The sequence below is a fragment of the Curtobacterium sp. RM9 genome (genome assembly GCF_054956955.1).
In genome coordinates, this window is the sequence record NZ_CM143271.1 from 1,686,377 (window position 1) to 1,704,029 (window position 17,653).

Below are 17,653 nucleotides of genomic sequence, written 5' to 3' on the forward strand. Positions count from 1 at the left end.
GATGGTCCGCATCATGAGCGACAGCACCAGCACCTCGGGCACCAACGGCACCTCGATCACCGGCTCCGACCGCGTCAAGCGCGGCCTCGCGGAGATGCTCAAGGGCGGCGTCATCATGGACGTCGTCGACGCCGAGCAGGCCCGCATCGCCGAGGAAGCCGGCGCGACCGCCGTCATGGCCCTCGAGCGCGTCCCCGCCGACATCCGCGCGCAGGGCGGCGTCGCCCGCATGTCCGACCCGTCGATGATCGAGGAGATCATCGCCTCGGTGTCGATCCCCGTCATGGCCAAGGCCCGCATCGGCCACTTCGTCGAGGCCCAGGTCCTCCAGGAGCTCGGCGTCGACTACATCGACGAGTCCGAGGTCCTGTCGCCCGCCGACTACGTCAACCACATCGACAAGTGGAACTTCACGACCCCCTTCGTCTGCGGTGCCACGAACCTGGGCGAGGCGCTCCGTCGCATCACCGAGGGCGCGGCGATGATCCGTTCCAAGGGCGAGGCCGGCACCGGTGACGTGTCCGAGGCCACCAAGCACATCCGCACGATCTCGAAGGAGATCGCGGCCCTCCGCCACCTCAAGGAGGACGAGCTCTACGTCGCCGCGAAGGAACTGCAGGCCCCGTTCGACGTCGTGAAGGAGGTCGCGCAGACCGGCAAGCTCCCGGTCGTGCTCTTCACCGCCGGTGGTGTCGCCACCCCGGCCGACGCCGCGATGATGATGCAGCTCGGCGCGGACGGCGTGTTCGTCGGCTCCGGCATCTTCAAGTCGGGCGACCCGGCGAAGCGTGCGGCGGCGATCGTCAAGGCCGTCACGTTCCACGACGACCCGAAGGTCATCGCCGAGGTCTCCCGCGGTCTCGGCGAGGCGATGGTCGGCATCAACGTCGCCGACGTCCCCGCCCCGCACCGTCTCGCCGAGCGCGGCTGGTGAGCGCCCGACCCCGCATCGGGGTCCTCGCGCTGCAGGGCGACTTCCGCGAGCACATCGCCTCGCTGACGGAGCTCGGCGCCGACGTGGTGCCGCTCCGTCGTCCGGAGGAGATCGACGCCCTCGACGGCGTCGTGATCCCCGGCGGTGAGTCGAGCGTGATGGACAAGCTGTCCCGCACGTTCGGCGTCGCCGAGCCGCTCAGTGCCGCGATCCGCGGCGGGTTGCCCGCGTACGGCACCTGCGCCGGGATGATCATGCTGTCCTCCCGGATCGCCGCGGGCATCCCGGGGCAGCAGACCCTCGACGTGCTCGACACGACCGTGCGCCGGAACGCCTTCGGCAGCCAGAACGACTCCTTCGAGACCGACATCCCGATGCCGGCCCTCGGCGACGCCCCGGTGCACGCGGTCTTCATCCGCGCGCCCGTGGTGGAACAGCACGGCGAGGGCGTCGAGGTCCTCGGGGCGCTGGCCGACGGACAGGTCGTCGCGGTGCAGCAGCGGAACGTGCTCGCGAGTGCGTTCCACCCCGAGGTCGCGGGGGAGGACCGCTTCCACCGCCGGTTCCTCGACCTCGTCCGCTCCGCCTGACCCGACCGCGCGACGCGACCCGCGGGGCGGCGGCGTTCCGCGCCTGGCGGCCGGTAGACTGGACCGGATTTTCGGCTAGACGCAAGGAGCACCGTGTCCGGGCATTCCAAGTGGGCAACGACCAAGCACAAGAAGGCGGTCATCGACCAGCGCCGTGCGAAGTCGTTCGCCAAGCTCATCAAGAACATCGAGGTCGCCGCGAAGATGGGCGGCGCGGACCTGTCGGGCAACCCGACCCTGGTCGACGCCGTCCAGAAGGCCAAGAAGACCTCGGTGCCGAACGACAACATCGACCGCGCCATCAAGCGCGGCGCCGGCCTGACCGGTGAGTCGATCGAGTACACGACGATCATGTACGAGGGCTACGCCCCGAACGGCGTCGCGATGCTCATCGAGTGCCTCACCGACAACAAGAACCGCGCCGCGGCCGAGGTCCGGACGGCGATGTCCCGCAACGGCGGCACGATGGCCGACCCGGGCAGCGTCGCCTACAACTTCTCCCGCAAGGGCGTCATCTCGGTGACGAAGGTCGACGGCCTCGACGAGGACACCGTCATGACGGCCGTGCTCGACGCCGGTGTCGAGGACGTCATCGACCAGGGCGGCGGCTTCGAGGTCATCACCGAGGCGAGCGACCTCGTGGCGGCACGGACGGCGCTGCAGGACGCCGGCATCGACTACGACTCGGCCGACGCCGAGTTCGTGCCCGGCGTCAAGGTGCCGGTCGACGCCGACACCGCGCGCAAGGTCTTCAAGCTCATCGACGCGCTCGAGGACAGCGACGACGTGCAGAACGTCTACGCCAACTTCGACATCCCCGCCGACGTGCAGGCCGAGCTCGACGAGGACGAGGACTAGCCGATGCTGCGCGTGCTCGGGGTCGACCCCGGGCTCACGCGGTGCGGCGTCGGCGTGGTCGAGGTCGCACCGAACCGGCGCGCACGGCTCGTCCACGTGACCGTCGTGCGGACGCCCGCGGACATGGCGTTGGAGCAGCGGCTCCTGCGCATCGCCGACGGCATCGCGGCCGAGATCGACGAGCACCGTCCCGAGGCGGTCGCGGTCGAGCGCGTCTTCGCACAGGCCAACGTCCGGACCGTGATGGGGACCGCGCAGGCGGCCGGCCTGGCGCTGCACGCCGCCGCGGCGCGCGGCCTGCCGGTCGGGCTGCACACGCCGTCCGAGGTGAAGGCCGCCGTGACCGGGTACGGCAACGCCGACAAGCGGCAGGTGCAGACCATGATCGCGCGTGTCCTCGGACTCGACGAGGCACCGAAGCCAGCCGACGCCGCCGACGCGCTCGCCCTCGCCGTGTGCCATGCCTGGAGGCTCGGATCACCCGACACGCTCGGCACCCGTCCCACGAACCTCACCCCGGCACAGCGCGCGTGGCGCGACGCACAGGGCGGCACGGTCGACTCGCCGCTCGCGCGCGCGGCCGCTGCCGCGGCCCGCTCGCCGCGTGGCTCGTCGGCGCCGTCTGCGGTGCCCCGTAGGCTCGGGGCATGATCGCGAGTCTCCGGGGCACCTGCATCGACGTCGCCGGGTCGAGCGTCGTGATCGAGGTCGGGGGAGTCGGCTACGCCGTCACGGTGACGCCCGCTCACGCCCTGACCATGCGGCACGGGTCCGAGGTCTTCCTGCGCACGGCGATGATCGTGCGCGAGGACGAGCACCTGCTGTTCGGCTTCGAGACCGCCGAGGCGCTGCAGGTGTTCGACCTGCTCCGCGGTGTGTCCGGCGTCGGACCGAAGTCCGCACTCGGCGTGCTCGCCCACCTCGATCCCGCGCAGGTCGCCAACGCCGTCGCGCACGAGGACGACGGCGCCTTCCGCAAGGTCTCCGGCATCGGCCCGAAGACCGCCAAGCTCATCATCGTGGCCCTCTCCGGCAAGCTCGCCGCCTACGAGCAGGCAACCGTGCCCGTCTCGGCCGGCGGCGCATCCGCCCACCCCGCTGCAGAGGACGTCGTCACCGCGCTCGTCGGTCTCGGCTGGCGTGAGGACGCCGCCCGCCGCGCGGTCGAGGACACCGTGGCGAACGAGCCCGGCGTGGCAGCGATGGGCACCCAGGCGCTGCTGCGTGCGGCGCTCGGTGCGCTCCGTCCTGCGGGGGCCGGCCGGTGAGCGGGCTGACCGCGGCCGACCCCGAGTCGCAGGAGGAACTCGCCTTCGAGGGTGCTCTCCGCCCGAAGTCGCTCGACGAGTTCGTCGGGCAGCGCAAGGTCCGCGGCCAGCTCGACCTGCTCCTCAAGGCCGCTGCGATGCAGGACCGCACGCCCGACCACATCCTGATGGCGGGCCCGCCCGGGCTCGGCAAGACCACCCTCGCGATGATCGTGGCCCACGAGTCCGGTCGTCCGCTGCGGATGTCGAGCGGCCCGGCGATCCAGCACGCCGGCGACCTGGCGGCGGTGCTCTCCTCGCTCGTGCCCGGCGAGGTCCTGTTCATCGACGAGATCCACCGGATGGCGCGTTCCGCGGAGGAGATGCTCTACCTCGCGATGGAGGACTTCCGGATCGACGTCATGGTCGGCAAGGGTGCCGGCGCGACGAGCATCCCGCTCGACCTCGCCCCGTTCACCCTCGTGGGCGCGACCACCCGCGCCGGTCTGCTGCCGAACCCGCTCCGCGACCGCTTCGGCTTCACCGCGCACCTCGAGTTCTACGAGAAGGGCGAGCTCGAACAGGTCCTCATCCGGGCCGCGCACCTGCTCGAACTGCAGATGGACCGATCCGCCCTCCGCGAGATCGCCGGGCGCTCCCGTGGCACCCCGCGCATCGCGAACCGTCTCCTCCGGCGGGTCCGTGACTACGCCCTCGTGCACCGGACGACGGACGGCATGGCTGCGGTGCAGGGCGCGCTCGACCTGTACGACGTCGACGAACTCGGCCTCGACCGCCTCGACCGCGCCGTCGTCGAGACGATGCTGACGCGCTTCGACGGCGGACCGGTCGGCCTGAACACCCTCGCGGTGTCCGTCGGCGAGGAACCGGAGACCATCGAGTCGGTCGTCGAACCGTTCCTCGTGCGGGTCGGCCTCGTCACCCGCAGCCCGCGCGGGCGGATCGCGACCCCCCAGGCGTGGCGGCACTTCGGCATCACGCCGGGGCAGGGCGTCGGCGGGCTGCCGGGGCTGTTCGACGCGGACGACGCCGACTGACACCACCGCAGCGCTCAGGGTGACATGCCACGCACAGACGTGTGCCCTAGACTGCTACGGCCCGAAACCGAGCAAACAGAGAAGGCACCGCATCATGGGTCAAGAAACCATCCTCATCGTCATCGTCGTGGCGTTCGCTGCCTTCATGTTCTACAACAGCCGGAAGCGCAAGAAGCAGCAGGCCGAGCTCGCGGACAAGATGCTCCCGGGCGCCCGCGTCATGCTGTCCTTCGGCCTCTACGGCACCCTCCTCTCGGTCAACGAGGAGAAGGTCACCGCCGACGTCGAGATCGCTCCCGGCACCGTCGTGACCGTGCACCGGCAGACGCTCTCCCGCGTCGTAGACGACAACGCGTCGGACATCGAGACCACGGCCACTCCGGAGGATGAGACCGCCGCGCCGAAGCCCGTCGCCGAGCTCAACGGTGAGCCGATCTACGGCGAGCGTGTCGACGAGGTCGACCCGACGAAGCGCAAGACCGAAGACTGACCTCCCTGTGCCCCCGGGTCCACCGACCCGGGGGCCTGACCCTGCCGCCGGTCCTCTGCCGTCGGTCCTGACAGAAAGACGAGACGACCGGTGGCACGATCGACACCCGTCAAGAAGGCGATCCGCTCGCTCACCTGGTTGGTGGTCCTGATGGCCGTCCTCGCCGGGCTCAACACCGCTGCGTCGGTGCTGGCGGCGAACACCAAGGACGACACGGGCAAGTGGTTCGCCGGCGCGAGCTGGGTCCCAGAACTGGCGCTCGACCTCCAGGGCGGCACGCAGCTCACGCTCGCGGCGCAGAACACGGCCGGCGGTTCGGTGACGAGCCAGCAGCTCAACCAGGCCGTGAACATCATCCGGCAGCGCATCAACGCGACCGGCGTCTCGGAGTCGCAGATCAACACGCAGGGGACGAACAACATCGTCGTCTCCATCCCGGGCAAGCCGGACAAGGCGACGATCGACCGCATCGAAGCGGCGGCCAAGCTCACCTTCCGTCCGGTGCTCTACACGGAGGCCGCGACCAACACCGCGGTCGGTGGCACCGACGGCTCCTCGGCCTCGCCGACGCCGTACTCGCCGCCCGCCTCCCTGCAGGCCACCCCGAGCGCGAAGCCGACGAACGGCAGCGACCTCGCGCAGGTCACCCCGGCGCTGCAGGACCTCTACACGAACTACAACTGCAAGGCGCCGGACGACGTCACCACGGCGCCCGACGACCAGCCCCTCGTCACGTGTGACCAGGACGGTGCCGCGAAGTACATCCTCGGCCCGGTCGAGGTCAACGGCTCGGGCATCAGCAACGCGACGTCCGGCCTCGCGACCGACTCGCAGGGTGCGACGACCGGTCAGTGGGCCGTCAACCTGACGTTCAAGGGCAAGAGCTCGGACGACTTCCGCGACGTCACCAGCCGCCTCGTGAAGCTCCAGGCGCCGCAGAACCAGTTCGCCATCGTCCTCGACGGCACCGTCATCACGGCGCCGGCGTCGAACGCCGCGATCACCAACGGCAAGGCGCAGATCACCGGCAACTTCACCGCGGAGACCTCGAAGACCCTCGCCGACCAGCTCAAGTACGGTGCGCTGCCGATCAACTTCCAGGTGCAGTCGAACGAGAACATCTCGGCCACGCTCGGCACCGCCCAGCTCGTCGGCGGCCTCGTCGCCGGTCTGATCGGGCTGATCCTGGTGATCATCTACTCGATCATCCAGTACCGCGCGCTCGCGTTCGTGACGGTCCTGTCGCTGGGCGTCGCGGCGGCACTGACGTACCTCGTCATCGCGATCATGTCGTGGCGCGTGGACTACCGGCTCTCGTTGGCGGGCGTCGCGGGTCTGATCGTCGCGATCGGCATCACCGCGGACTCGTTCATCGTCTACTTCGAACGCATCCGCGACGAACTGCGCGACGGCCGCGGCCTCGAGAGCGCCGTCGAGTCCGGCTGGAAGCGTGCCCTCCGCACGATCCTCGCGTCCGACTCGATCAACTTCCTCGCCGCGGTCGTGCTCTACGTGCTCGCGGTCAGCGACGTGAAGGGCTTCGCGTTCACGCTGCTCCTCACCACCCTGATCGACGTCGTCGTGGTCGTGCTCTTCACGCACCCGATGATGCAGCTCATCGCCCGCAGCCGCTTCTTCGGCGAGGGCCACAGGTTCAGCGGGCTCGACCCGAACGCCCTCGGCGCCGTGTACCGCGGTCGTGCGCAGTTCCGCGCGCCCGTGGTCGACGGCAAGCGCCAGCAGCGCAGCGCGGGCGAGGCGCAGCGCCGCCAGACGATCGCCGAGCGGAAGGCCCAGCAGGCCGCCGCCGACAAGGGCACCACGACGGACGGGAAGGACGACTGATGGCCAGCTTCAGCCAGTTCGGCAGCGACCTCTACACGGGGAAGCGCTCGTACGACATCGTCGGCCGACGCAAGACCTGGTACCTCGTCGCCCTCGTGGTCATCGTGGTGTCGCTCGTGGTGCCGTGGCTCCGCGGCGGCTACCAGCTCGGCATCGAGTTCACCGGCGGGTCCGAGTTCACGATCTCGAACGCGAAGACCCTCGATCAGACCATCGCGACCCGCACCGTCGAGTCGATCGTCCCCGAGGGCGTCCCGCGGGTCTCCCAGGTCGGCCAGGACGGCATCCGGGTGCAGACCGAGCAGCTCACGGACCGCGAGACGACCGAGGTGCAGGACGCCCTGGCCAAGGCGTACGACGTGTCCGACGACCAGGTCGCCGCGACCTACATCGGTGCGACGTGGGGTGCCGACGTCCTGAACCAGGCCATCCGCGGCCTGGTGATCTTCCTCGCCCTCGCAGCGGTGGTCATGGCGCTGTACTTCCGCACCTGGAAGATGTCGCTCGCCGCGATGGCCGCGCTGCTGCACGACCTGCTCATCACCGCCGGTGTCTACGGCATCGTGGGGCTCGAGGTCACCCCGGCGGCCGTGATCGGCTTCCTGACGATCCTCGGCTACTCGCTGTACGACACCGTCGTCGTGTTCGACAAGGTGCGCGAGAACACCAGCCGCGAGTCCCACCGCACCTTCGTGCAGTCGGTCAACCTCGCGGTGAACCAGACGCTGGTCCGCTCGATCAACACCTCCGTGGTGGCCCTGCTGCCGGTCGCGGCGATCCTCTTCATCGGGTCGTACGTCCTCGGCGCGGGCACCCTGCGCGACATCTCGCTCGCGCTCTTCATCGGCATCATCGTCGGCACCTACTCGACGATCTTCATCGCATCGCCCATGTACGCCCACCTGCGCGAGAACGAGCCGAAGATCAAGGAAGCCGACGCCAAGAAGCGCGCGGCGGCGAAGAAGCTCGAGACCGAGCGGCAGCGCGAGGTCGACGCGACGGCGGGCGCCTGAGCATGGCGATCGAGGACATCGACGTCGCCGAGGCGCAGCGACGCATCGCGGCCGGGGCCAAGCTGTTCGACGTGCGCGAGCAGGGGGAGTGGGACGAGGTCCATGCGCCCCAGGCCACGCTCGTCCCGATGTCCGAGCTCGTCGCCCGGTGGCAGGAGATCGACGGGGGCGACCAGCCCGCGATCGTCGTCTGCCACTCGGGCGGTCGCTCGGCCCGGGTCGTGGCCGCGCTCGAGCAGTCGGGCGTCCCGGCGGTCAACCTCGTGGGCGGCATGACCGCGTGGGAGCAGGCCGGCGGGCCCGTGGTCCGGGGCAGCCAGGACGCCCCGGACGCCCAGGGCGAACCGCGTCACGAGCACTGACCGGACGCGCGTAGTCTTGTCGGAACGAGCTCGGACCGAGTCGGGAGGCGCTTCATGACGGACACGCGTGCATCCACGCCGCAGGACGCCACCGCGCCGAGTGCGCCCGGCCAGGCCGCAGGGCGACCCGGGTCCGCGCCGCGACCGACGAGTCCGCTCGGACCGAACACCACGGGCAACATCGGCTCGCTCCGCTCCCTGCTGCCCCGGCTGTTCTCGCGAGCCCAGCCGGCCGGCGCGGTCGACACGCTCATCCGCACGGTCCGCTCGCACCACCCGAAGGCCGACGTCACGCTCATCGAGCGCGCGTACTCGGTCGCCGAGCGGGCGCACGACGGCCAGAAGCGCAAGTCCGGCGAGCCGTACATCACGCACCCGGTCGCGGTCGCGCAGATCCTGGCCGACCTCGGCATCGGCACGATCACGATCGCCGCCGCGCTCCTGCACGACACCGTCGAGGACACCGACTACCAGCTCGACCAGCTGCGGCAGGACTTCGGCGACGAGATCGCGATGCTCGTCGACGGCGTCACGAAGCTCGACAAGGTCAAGTACGGCGACAGCGCCCAGGCCGAGACCGTCCGCAAGATGGTCATCGCGATGTCGAAGGACATCCGGGTCCTCGTCATCAAGCTCGCCGACCGGCTGCACAACGCGCGCACGTGGGGCTTCGTGGAGTCGGCCTCCGCCACGCGGAAGGCGAAGGAGACCCTCGAGATCTACGCGCCGCTCGCGCACCGGCTCGGCATCCAGATGATCAAGCTGGAGCTCGAGGACCTGTCGTTCGCGGTGCTGCACCCGAAGCTCTACGTCGAGATCGACAGCCTCGTGAAGGAGCGACAGCCGAAGCGCGAGCAGTTCGTGCAGAACGTCATCGGCACGCTCAAGAAGGACCTGAAGGCCGCCAAGGTGCGCGGCGAGGTGATGGGCCGGCCGAAGCAGTACTACTCGATCTACCAGAAGATGATCGTCCGCGGGCGTGAGTTCGACGAGATCTACGACCTCGTCGGCATCCGGGTCCTCGTGCCCACCGTCCGCGACTGCTACGCCATGCTCGGCTCGGTGCACGCGCGGTGGACGCCGCTGCCCGGTCGCTTCAAGGACTACATCGCCACACCGAAGTTCAACCTGTACCAGTCGCTGCACACCACGGTCCTCGGACCGCAGGGTCGCGCGGTCGAGATCCAGATCCGCACGCACGAGATGCACCAGCGTGCCGAGTTCGGTGTCGCGGCCCACTGGAAGTACAAGCAGCGCGCCGCCGGGCGGGACGTCGACACGGCGTCGACGACCGACGACCAGGACATGGCGTGGCTCGCCCACATCACCGACTGGCAGGCGGAGACCAGCGACCCGGGGGAGTTCCTCGACTCCCTACGCTACGAGATCGGCGCCAAGGAGACCTACGTCTTCACGCCCCAGGGCAAGGTGATCGGCCTGCCGGCCGGTGCGACCCCGGTGGACTTCGCGTACGCCGTGCACACCGAGATCGGCCACCGCACGATGGGCGCGAAGGTGAACGGGCGGCTCGTCCCGCTCGAGAGCCAGCTCTCCAGCGGTGACGTCGTCGAGATCTTCACGTCGAAGAACCCCGACTCCGGCCCGAGCCAAGACTGGCTGACCTTCGTGCGGAGCCCGCGGGCCCGCAACAAGATCAAGCAGTGGTTCACGAAGGAGCGCCGCGAAGAGGCCATCGAGCAGGGCCGTGACGCGATCGCCCGGGCGATGCGGAAGCAGAACCTGCCGCTCCAGCGGATCATGAGCCAGGACTCCATCTCCGAGGTCGCCTCGTCGATGCGCTACGACGACGTGTCGGCGCTCTACGCGGCGATCGGCGAGGGGCACGTCTCCACGCAGTCGGTGATCGAGAAGGTCCTCGGCAACGTGCAGGCGGAGACCGAGACCGACGAGCCCGAACTGGCGTTCCCGCGTCAGGTCACGAGCCGGCAGCTGCGCAACAGCGACAGCGGGGTGCTGGTCCGCGGCGCGCCGGACATCCTGGTGAAGCTCGCGAAGTGCTGCACGCCGGTGCCGGGCGACCAGATCGTCGGCTTCATCACCCGTGGTCAGGGCGTGTCGGTGCACCAGGCGTCGTGCACGAACGTGAAGTCGCTCATGAACGAGCCGGACCGGATGATCGAGGTCGAGTGGGCGCCGTCGTCCAAGTCGGTCTTCCTCGTGCAGATCCAGATCGAGGCGCTCGACCGTTCCGGGCTGCTCAGCGACGTCACGCGCGTCCTCACCGACCACCACGTGAACATCCTGTCCGCCACGGTGTCGACCTCGTCGGACCGCCTGGCGCTCAGCCGCTTCGTGTTCGAGATGGGTGACACCACGCACCTCGACCGGGTGCTCAACGCCGTCCGGCGCATCGACGCGGTCTACGACGTCTACCGCGTCAGCGCGGGCTAGCGCTCCGCGACGCCGGGGGCGACCCGGGCGTTGTCCTCGACGGCCCTGAGCCGTCGCTCCGCCTGACGCACCATCGGGACGACCCCGAGGGTCGCCAGGTGACGGTGGACCTCGTCGGCGCACACCCCGCCGACGGCGAGCAGCCCGGTCACGGCGAGGCGCTCCGGCGACGCGAACTCGACCGTCCGCAGCAGATCGACGGTCGTGCGCAGCGGCGTCGTCACGGGCAACGCGGCCAGCCGCTCGACCTCGTGCTCGGCGAGCCGCGCCTCGCGCAGCCGGAACGTCGGGTCCACGCGCCCCCGCACGTGGGGCGGGAAACAGACCTCGAGGGGCTCCGGTGGTCGCGACACCGCACCCCAGATCCACGCGGCCGTCAGCGCGCACGCCACGAGCTGCCGCTCGCCGAGCACCCACGCGATGGCCTCCGCACGGAGCGACGGCGTCTGCGGCTCAGCGGGGGAGGCCCAGCACGGTCCGACAGCGACGAGCTCCCCGGCGAGCACCGCGGCGCGGAGTTCCGCCTCCGGCCAGTCGTCGCTCGTCACGAGTCGCGGATGCACCTGGTCATCCTGCACCACGCGCCGGTCCGGCGGGTACCCCTGTGGAGAGGGCGGCGCCGTGGCGGTGACCGGACGTCGGACGCCAGGCGCGGCACCAGCCGGCACCGCGCCTCCCGTCCGTTGGGAGTCCGCTCAGCGGAGGACGTGCGCCCGGTGCACGAGCGCTGCCGCCCCGATGAGCGGGCCGTCCTGCGAGAGCCCGGTCGGCACGATCCGGACCTTCGTGACGAAGCCGAACTCGACGCGCTCCGCGACGGCCTGGCGGGCGTACTCGAACAGGTCGGGCGTGACGTGCGAGAAGCCCCCGCCGATCGCGACGACCTCGAGGTCGACGAGGCTCGTGGCGGCGGCGATCGCCTGGCCGAGCGCACGGCCGCTCCGCTGGACTGCTGCGACGGCGATCTCGTCGCCGGCGGCGTACGCGGCGGAGAGCTCCTCGCCGGTCGTACCGGCGAAGCCCTGGCGCTGCGCCCAGGCGACGGTCTTCGGGCCGCTCGCGACGGCCTCGAGGCAGCCGGTGCCGCCGCACGCGCACGGGTCGTCGAACCCGCCGCACTCGACGTGCCCGATGTGCCCGGCGTTCCCGGTGGGGCCGCTGACGGTGCGACCGTGCAGGATGAGGCCGCCGCCGACGCCCGTCGAGACGATCATGCCCATGACGTGGTCTGAGCCCTGTGCCGCGCCGATCCAGTGTTCGGCGAGCGTGATGGCCAGCCCGTCCATGCGCAGCGTCACCGGGATGCCCTCCGGCACGTGCGCGGCCACCCGGTCACGCAGCGGGTAGCCGCGCCAGACCGGCATGTTCAGCGGCGAGACGAGCCCGTGCTCCTCGTCCACCGGGCCGGCCGAGCCGATCCCGACACCGACGAGCGTCGCACCCCCCGGCAGTGCGGCGAGGGCGGCGGTGACGACCTCGTCGACGGCAGCCTGCAGCTCCTCCGAGGTGCGCTGCGGCCCGGTCGGGCTGCGGTGGCGTGACGGGGCCAGGACGACACCCTCGTCGGTGACGAGCGCGGCCTCGACCTTCGTGCCGCCGAGGTCGACGGCGAGGGCGAGCGGGGTGGACTGGCGTGCGGTGGTCGACATGCTCGCTCCGATGCGGCGGTCTGGAGGCGCGGTGCGGGTCCCGGCGCGCAGGTCGCGTCCGGCGGGCACCGGCCCGGTGCTGGTGGATCGGGTCAGTAGGACGAGGTGTCGTCGCCGAGGGCGGAGGCGGCGCCGGTCTCCACGCGGTGGGCGACCTCGTCGAGGATGCGCGCCGAGGCGCTCGTGCCGATCCGGTCCGCACCGGCCTCGACCATCTCGAGCAGGGTGTCGAGACCGCGGACGCCACCGGAGGCCTTCACGCCGGTGTCGGCGCCGACCGTCTCGCGCATGAGTCGGATGTGCGAGGCGGTCGCTCCGCCGCCGGCGAAGCCCGTCGACGTCTTCACGAACGCTGCGCCGGCGGTCTGCGCGGCACGCGAGGCGGCGACGATCTCGTCGTCGGTCAGGAAGGCGGTCTCGAGGATGACCTTCACCACGGTGGCGCCGGCAGCGTCGACGACGGCGCGGACGTCCTGCTCGACACGCTCCCAGTCGCCGGACTTCGCCGCGCCGATGTTCTGCACCATGTCGAGCTCGAAGGCGCCGTCGGCGAGGGCCTGCAGCGACTCGGCCACCTTGGCCGCGGTCGAGGTGGTGCCGTGCGGGAAGCCGATCACGGTGCCGACGCCGACCCCGGTGCCCTGCAGACGCTCGACGGCGTGCTGCACGTCACTCGGTCGGACGCACACGCTGAACACGCGGTACGCGGCCGCTTCGTCGAGCTGCGCGTCGACGTCGGAGCGGGTCAGCTCGGGCTTCAGGATCGCGTGGTCGATGAGACCACGGACGGCATCGACGGTGACGGGGAACGCTGCATTGTCCACTCGGCAAGCCTACCCGGAGCCGGGCGGCGTACCGTGCCCCGCATGCACGTGCTCGTCACCGGCGCCACCGGGTACATCGGCGGCCGCCTCGTCCCTCGTCTCCTCGAAGCCGGACACACCGTCCGGGTCTTCGTCCGCACCCCTCGGAAGCTGCAGGACGTCCCCTGGCATGACGACGTCGAGATCGCCGCGGGCGACCTGCAGGACGCCGAGGCCGTCCGCGCCGCGGTGCAGGACGTCGAGGCCGTCTACTACCTCGCGCACGCGATGGGCGCGGACGGCGACTTCGAGCGCGCCGAACGCGACGCCGTCGAGACGATGGCCCGCGAGGGCCGCGACGCCGGCGTCCGCCGGTTCGTCTACCTCGGTGGGCTGCACCCGGACGGCGAGCTCTCGAAGCACCTCCGCAGCCGCAAGGAGGTCGGGGACGTCCTGCTCCGTTCCGGCGTCCCGACCATCGCGTACCAGGCCGGTGTCGTCATCGGCTCCGGCAGCACCTCGTTCGAGATGATCCGCCACGTCACGGACGTGCTGCCCTGGATGCCCGCGCCGCGCTGGGTGCGCAACCGGATCCAGCCGATCGCCGTGCGCGACGTCCTGTACTACCTCGTCAAGGCACTCGACATCCCCGCCGACGTCAACCGCACGTTCGACATCGGCGGGCCGGACGTCCTGAAGTACGGGCAGATGCTCAACGGCTACGCGGTCGAGGCGAAGCTCCCGCAGCGTCGCTTCACGGTCCTGCCCGTGCTCACGCCCGGCCTGTCGGCGCACTGGTTCAACCTCGTCACGCCGATCCCGAAGAAGCTCGCGACGCCGATCATCGAGTCGCTGCAGTTCGAGTGCGTGCAGCGTGAGCACGACATCGACGAGGTCGTCCCGCGGCCCGAGGGCGGTCTGACCCCGTACCGCCGGGCGGTCCGTCTGGCGCTGTCCCGGATGCGGGAGGGCGAGGTCGAGACGAGCTGGCGGAGCGCCACCCTGTCGTCCACCCCGGCCGATCCGCTGCCGAGCGACCCGGACTGGGCCGGACACACCGTCTACGTGGACGACCGCAAGCGGCACACGTCCGCCTCGGCCGAGGACGTCTGGCGCGTCGTCGAGGGCATCGGCGGCGAGAACGGGTGGTACTCGTTCCCGCTCGCGTGGGTCGCCCGCGGCTGGATGGACAAGGTCGCCGGCGGCGTCGGGCTGAGTCGGGGCCGCCGCGACCCCCACCGCCTCGAGCAGGGCGACGCGCTCGACTGGTGGCGCGTCGAACAACTCGACCGCGGGCACTACCTGCGGCTGCGTGCGGAGTTCAAGTCCCCGGGCCGAGCGTGGCTCGAGATGACCGTGACGCCGAACCCGGAAGGCGGCAGCGACTACCACCAGCGGGCGATCTACTTCCCACAGGGGCTGCCCGGACGCCTGTACTGGTACGGCATCCTGCCGTTCCACGGCGTCATCTTCCCCGGCATGGTCGAGCGCATCACGGCGGCGGCGGAGCGCGAATCGCAGCACACCGAGTCGACGGGACGGAACTGGACCCAGCAGAATGGGCACACCGAACCGGCACACGAGGAGGCAGCATGACCGAGGGAAGCACGACCGTCCTGTTCCTGGGCGACAGCATCACGGCGCAGGGCTCCTGGGGTGACTGGCTGCCCGGGGAGCGCACGCTGAACCAGGGCATCAACGGCGACACCACCGACGGGGTGCTCGAGCGCCTCGACCGGGTGATCGCCGAGCAGCCCGAGGTGATCGTCCTGCTCATCGGCACGAACGACTTCGGCAACCACCGCTCCAGCGTGGAACACGTCGTCCGCGGCGTCGAGTCGATCCTCGTCCGGCTCCGGCGCGAGCTGCCGGGCGTCCGACTCCTGCTGGTGTCGATCCTCCCGCGTCAGGCCGAGTGGGCCGCGAAGATCGAGGAGGCGAACCGGCACCTCCGGCAGTTCGTCGCCACGTGCCACGCGCAGTACCTCGACGCGTGGCCGGCACTGGCCGACGGCGACCACCTCGACCAGCGGTTCACCGACGACGGACTGCACCTCACCGACGAGGGCTACCGCGCCTACGTGGCCGAACTGCTGCCGGCACTCGAGCGGGTCCGGGACCTCCCGCCGATGTCCCGCCCGATCCAGGCCATCGACCTCGAGGAGGCCGGTGCCTGATGGCGTCGCGCAAGGGCCGGCCCCCGGCGGGGTCGTCGCTGCGCGGGGTGCAGGCCCCGTCGGCGCGTCCCGCTGACCGGTCCGGGTCGGCGACGGCCGTGGGCGGTCGCACGACCCCGGGTTTCACACGGCCGGCACTCGCGCCGTCGTTGCTCGCGGCCGTCGTGTTGATCTCGTGCGTCGCCATCGTGGACTCGTCCGCGTTCGTCTTCGCACGGTGGGGCGTGACCGTGCTCGCGCTCATTGTGCTCGTGTTCGCGGTGCGCGGCCGGACCTGGTGGGCAGCGCTGCTCGTCGCGGCCGTCGCGGTGTGCTGGAACCCGGTCGTCGTCGTACCGATCCCGGGCCAGGTCTGGGCGGCCCTGCAGCTCCTGGCCGCCGCGCTCTTCGTGGCGGTCGGCATCGCGGTGAAGGTGCCGCGCGAGGCGGACGCGGGGCGCGCCTCCCGGCCGTGACCGAGGCGACCACGCGCGGACCGCAGCGTCCGCGCGGTGCTGCCTGACCGGTGGACGGACGGCTGCTGACCGGGCGTCCGCGTGGACGGTAGGATCGTCGAGGCGGACGCAGGGTCCGTCGATCGCACCCGAAGGGCCTGGATGAGCAACGAGACCGAGCCGGTGACCGAGAGTCCGCTGCTGACCCCTCGACCGTCGTCCGGCGGTCTCGAGCGGCCCGACGTCGTCGTGCGGAAGGGGCGCCTGACGCTCGTCAACGGGCACCTGACGCCGCAGCAGTCCATGATCGAGGACCTCCTGTTCCTCGACGACGCCCTCACCGCCGGTGACGTCGACCACCTGCTCATCCGCGGCAACGACCAGCGTCCGGTGATCGCGGTCGACGAGCGCGACCGCCAGCGTGCCGAGAGCGCCGTGATGGCCGCCGCCGCGAACGAGCCGTTCTACGCCAAGCCGCCCGGGCAGCCCGCGGTGCTCGTGATCGACGACGGCTTCGGCCACGCCGACGAGAACGTCCTGCGTGTCTTCCGGCCCCGCGTCGAGCCCCTCGGACGCCTCCGCTACGGTGCCGAGACCAGCGTGCAGCTCGAGTTCTGGCGTGTCACGGACACCGAGGTCCTGGCGCCGAAGGAGAACGCGCTCATGCGGCGCAGCCTGCCGATCGACGAGTTCGTCGTCGTCGACATCGAACGCTACGGCCGCACCTGGCGCACCGTCGAGCACATGTTCGACGACCACGTGTCCGACATCCGCTTCCCGATCGACATCGTCTTCTCGTGGGTGGACGGCAACGCGGTCGAGTACCAGCGCGCGCGTCAGGCCGCGCAGGCGGGCGCCGTCCTGGGGGAAGGCGACGACGCCCCGGCCCGGTTCCGGCAGATCGACGAGCTGAAGTACGCGCTCCGCTCGGTCCACACGTTCGCCCCGTGGATCCGCCAGATCTACATCGCGACGGACTCGCCCGCACCCGCCTGGCTCGCCGACCACCCGAAGGTCCGCATCGTCCGCAGCGAGGAGTTCTTCGCCGACCCGTCCGTCCTGCCGACGCACAACTCGCAGGCCGTCGAGTCGCAGCTCCACCACATCCCGGGCATCAGCGAGCACTTCATCTACTCGAACGACGACATGTTCTTCGGCCGCATGGTCGACCCGTCGGTGTTCTTCAGCCCGGGGTCGGTCACGAAGTTCATCCTCGCGACGACCCGGATCGGGCTCGGGTCGAACAACCCGGCACGCAGCGGGTTCGAGAACTCCGCACGGGTGAACCGACGGCTCCTGCAGCAGCGGTTCGGCGCGGTCACCACGCGCCACCTCGAGCACGCGCCGACGCCGCTGCGCGCGTCGATCATGACCGAGATGGAGCACGAGTTCGCCGATGAGTTCCGGGCCACGGCCGCGTCGCGGTTCCGTGCGGCGGACAACATCTCGGTGACGAACTCGCTCTACCACTACTACGCGCTGCTCACCGGTCGGGCGATCGTGCAGGAGAACGCTCCGGTGCGGTACATCGACACGACGATGCAGTCCGGGCTCCGGGCGCTCGAGGAGCTGCTCAAGAAGCGGAACGTCGACTTCTTCTGCCTGAACGACGGCAGCTTCCCCGAGGTGTCGGACGAAGAGCGGACGCAGCGGGTGACGGACTTCCTCGAGAAGTACTTCCCGTTCCCGGCCCCGTGGGAGCGCACAGCCGAGTAGGGCTGGCCCGGCGCGCCGAGTGTGCCAGATCTGGCACACTCGGCGCTCCCGCCCGACGACTTCTG

18 protein-coding genes are annotated in these 17,653 nt (G+C 70.7%); 15 read left to right on the top strand and 3 right to left on the bottom strand.

All coding sequences use genetic code 11. The features are described 5' to 3' along the window. The first annotated feature begins 13 nt into the window (after nt 1–13). The 11 genes from pdxS to ACY3FI_RS08070 all read left to right on the top strand — a co-directional run bounded on the left by pdxS (nt 14) and on the right by ACY3FI_RS08070 (nt 10,809). A complete protein-coding gene (gene pdxS, locus ACY3FI_RS08020; RefSeq protein ID WP_462550258.1) occupies nt 14–934 on the top strand; it encodes a pyridoxal 5'-phosphate synthase lyase subunit PdxS in 921 nt (306 codons plus the stop codon). Further along, complete coding sequence (pdxT, locus tag ACY3FI_RS08025) at nt 928–1,524, top strand: pyridoxal 5'-phosphate synthase glutaminase subunit PdxT (protein WP_462550327.1); 597 nt, start codon at nt 928–930, stop codon at nt 1,522–1,524. The genes pdxS and pdxT overlap by 7 nt, the downstream gene beginning before the upstream one ends. A gap of 93 nt (nt 1,525–1,617) precedes the next feature. Beyond that, entirely contained in the window at nt 1,618–2,382 is a 765-nt protein-coding gene (locus ACY3FI_RS08030; RefSeq protein ID WP_462550259.1) for a YebC/PmpR family DNA-binding transcriptional regulator, read from the top strand. A 6-nt stretch (nt 2,383–2,388) separates the two neighbouring features. Next, nucleotides 2,389–3,033, top strand: a complete 645-nt coding sequence (gene ruvC / locus ACY3FI_RS08035; RefSeq protein WP_462550328.1) for a crossover junction endodeoxyribonuclease RuvC — start codon at nt 2,389–2,391, stop codon at nt 3,031–3,033. Further along, nucleotides 3,030–3,650 (top strand): Holliday junction branch migration protein RuvA, encoded by a 621-nt coding sequence (ruvA, locus tag ACY3FI_RS08040; protein ID WP_462550260.1) that lies wholly within the window; start codon nt 3,030–3,032, stop codon nt 3,648–3,650. Before ruvC ends, ruvA begins: the two co-directional genes overlap by 4 nt. Next, nucleotides 3,647–4,687: a Holliday junction branch migration DNA helicase RuvB gene (ruvB, locus tag ACY3FI_RS08045; RefSeq protein WP_462550261.1), complete on the top strand. Its 1,041-nt coding sequence runs from the start codon at nt 3,647–3,649 to the stop codon at nt 4,685–4,687. The genes ruvA and ruvB overlap by 4 nt, the downstream gene beginning before the upstream one ends. A 94-nt stretch (nt 4,688–4,781) precedes the next feature. After that, complete coding sequence (locus tag ACY3FI_RS08050) at nt 4,782–5,177, top strand: preprotein translocase subunit YajC (RefSeq protein WP_462550262.1); 396 nt, start codon at nt 4,782–4,784, stop codon at nt 5,175–5,177. Nucleotides 5,178–5,267: 90 nt separating this feature from the next. Continuing rightward, nucleotides 5,268–7,022, top strand: coding sequence for a protein translocase subunit SecD (gene secD / locus ACY3FI_RS08055; protein ID WP_462550263.1), 1,755 nt, complete (start codon nt 5,268–5,270; stop codon nt 7,020–7,022). Next, nucleotides 7,022–8,035 (top strand): protein translocase subunit SecF, encoded by a 1,014-nt coding sequence (gene secF, locus ACY3FI_RS08060; protein ID WP_462550264.1) that lies wholly within the window; start codon nt 7,022–7,024, stop codon nt 8,033–8,035. The genes secD and secF overlap by 1 nt, the downstream gene beginning before the upstream one ends. A gap of 2 nt (nt 8,036–8,037) precedes the next feature. Then, nucleotides 8,038–8,397 carry a rhodanese-like domain-containing protein gene (locus ACY3FI_RS08065; RefSeq protein WP_462550265.1) on the top strand — a complete coding sequence of 120 codons (360 nt, stop codon included), beginning with the start codon at nt 8,038–8,040 and terminating at the stop codon, nt 8,395–8,397. A 54-nt stretch (nt 8,398–8,451) separates the two neighbouring features. After that, entirely contained in the window at nt 8,452–10,809 is a 2,358-nt protein-coding gene (locus ACY3FI_RS08070; protein ID WP_462550266.1) for a RelA/SpoT family protein, read from the top strand. On the opposite strand, the gene ACY3FI_RS08075 is transcribed toward ACY3FI_RS08070, so the two are convergent. The 3 genes from ACY3FI_RS08075 to deoC all read right to left on the bottom strand — a co-directional run bounded on the left by ACY3FI_RS08075 (nt 10,806) and on the right by deoC (nt 13,282). Then, nucleotides 10,806–11,372, bottom strand: coding sequence for a type IV toxin-antitoxin system AbiEi family antitoxin (locus tag ACY3FI_RS08075; protein WP_462550267.1), 567 nt, complete (start codon nt 11,370–11,372; stop codon nt 10,806–10,808). The two genes, ACY3FI_RS08070 and ACY3FI_RS08075, sit on opposite strands and share 4 nt — an antisense overlap. A 132-nt stretch (nt 11,373–11,504) precedes the next feature. Next, a complete protein-coding gene (locus ACY3FI_RS08080; protein ID WP_462550268.1) occupies nt 11,505–12,458 on the bottom strand; it encodes an ROK family protein in 954 nt (317 codons plus the stop codon). A gap of 92 nt (nt 12,459–12,550) precedes the next feature. Continuing rightward, nucleotides 12,551–13,282, bottom strand: coding sequence for a deoxyribose-phosphate aldolase (deoC, locus tag ACY3FI_RS08085; protein WP_462550269.1), 732 nt, complete (start codon nt 13,280–13,282; stop codon nt 12,551–12,553). Nucleotides 13,283–13,324: 42 nt separating this feature from the next. Between deoC and ACY3FI_RS08090 the strand changes: the two genes are divergently transcribed. The 4 genes from ACY3FI_RS08090 to ACY3FI_RS08105 all read left to right on the top strand — a co-directional run bounded on the left by ACY3FI_RS08090 (nt 13,325) and on the right by ACY3FI_RS08105 (nt 17,588). Then, the gene (locus tag ACY3FI_RS08090; protein ID WP_462550270.1) at nt 13,325–14,857 is read left to right on the top strand and encodes an SDR family oxidoreductase; all 1,533 of its coding nucleotides are present in this window, start codon (nt 13,325–13,327) and stop codon (nt 14,855–14,857) included. Then, nucleotides 14,854–15,438, top strand: a complete 585-nt coding sequence (locus tag ACY3FI_RS08095) for a GDSL-type esterase/lipase family protein (RefSeq protein ID WP_462550271.1) — start codon at nt 14,854–14,856, stop codon at nt 15,436–15,438. Before ACY3FI_RS08090 ends, ACY3FI_RS08095 begins: the two co-directional genes overlap by 4 nt. Further along, nucleotides 15,438–15,893, top strand: coding sequence for a DUF6804 family protein (locus ACY3FI_RS08100; RefSeq protein WP_462550272.1), 456 nt, complete (start codon nt 15,438–15,440; stop codon nt 15,891–15,893). The genes ACY3FI_RS08095 and ACY3FI_RS08100 overlap by 1 nt, the downstream gene beginning before the upstream one ends. A gap of 141 nt (nt 15,894–16,034) precedes the next feature. Then, nucleotides 16,035–17,588, top strand: a complete 1,554-nt coding sequence (locus ACY3FI_RS08105; RefSeq protein ID WP_462550273.1) for a stealth family protein — start codon at nt 16,035–16,037, stop codon at nt 17,586–17,588. The last annotated feature ends 65 nt before the right edge of the window (nt 17,589–17,653 follow it).